The sequence below is a fragment of the Acinetobacter sp. 2JN-4 genome, assembly GCF_003687745.1.
GTDB classification, from domain to species: Bacteria; Pseudomonadota; Gammaproteobacteria; order Pseudomonadales; family Moraxellaceae; genus Acinetobacter; species Acinetobacter halotolerans.
Genome location: NZ_RDNY01000022.1, coordinates 1 through 1,055, shown reverse-complemented (window position 1 = coordinate 1,055; position 1,055 = coordinate 1). Strand labels below are relative to the sequence as shown.

General features: G+C 38.5%; 2 protein-coding genes. Both read right to left on the bottom strand.

Translation table 11 applies throughout. From position 1 onward, the window contains the following. Positions 1–298, bottom strand: a 298-nt coding sequence (locus EAH57_RS16060) for a hypothetical protein (RefSeq protein ID WP_213071155.1), incomplete at its 3' end; no start/stop codon positions are given. A 69-nt stretch (positions 299–367) separates the two neighbouring features. Continuing rightward, positions 368–1,055, bottom strand: a 688-nt coding sequence (locus EAH57_RS15785; RefSeq protein WP_121930873.1) for a phage major capsid protein, incomplete at its 5' end; no start/stop codon positions are given.

Sequence of the window (1,055 nt, the reverse complement as noted above, 5' to 3'; positions counted from 1 at the left end):
TTGGATCAGTTGGATCAGTTGGATCAGTTGGATCAGTTGGATCAGTTGGATCAGTTGGATCAGTTGGATCAGTTGGATCAGTTGGATCAGTTGGATCAGTTGGATCAGTTGGATCAGTTGGATCAGTTGGATCAGATTTTGATGAAGAATGTGAATATTTAGCAACTTTTAATTGCTCTACAGCTACTAAAGCAACTCGGTCACTGACATCATGTTCACCCTGTTCAAACTCAATCACTTGATTACCGTTATTGATAGCAATCTTAAAATTGTAATTCACTAAGATTAATGGTGGCATTTATGCTCTCCAAATAATAAAGCCTCCACAAAGAGGCTTTATAAATCCATCATGATAATACGTTTAAAGTTATGCTTTTAAAGCTAAAACTTTAAATGCACTACTATCTGTCAACATTCCCCCAACACGTTTTGTTGTGTAGAAACCAACATAAGGTTTATTTGTGAATGGATCGCGTAAAATACGAGTTCCCATGCGATCAACAATGGTATAACCACGTTTGAAATCACCAAATAAAATAGCATTCGCATCTGCTTCGGCTTCTGGCATATCGTTGTTTTCTTCAATTCCATAGCTTAACAAGGTTGAAGGTTGTCCAGCTTGTAGACCAGGTTGCCACAGGTAATTGCCTTCGTTGTCTTTCAACTTACGGGCTTTAGATTGTGTAAGATTGGTCATCATAAAAACTGCGTTCTGACGATACCCAGCCTTAATTGAATAGATTAGATCAATTAGGTTGTCGCCATTAAAAGTTCCAGCAGTACCAGAACTCAGTTGTTGGATCGTTCCGAATGGACGAGTTTTATCATCCGTCGCTTCAAAAGGATTATCTAGAATACCTTTGGGCTTGTTAATTCCATCACCAAGCAAGAAAGCTAAGCCTTCTTTTTCTGCAAACTCACGAGCAATTTCATCTTGTAGCCATGTCTCAACATTAAAGAAAACATCATCTAGTGAGGTTTGTGTGGCTTGTGGATTAGCGTAAATCTCCCCCATGGTAGCCATAATTTGTTTTAATGTTGGTGTACCTGTTTCA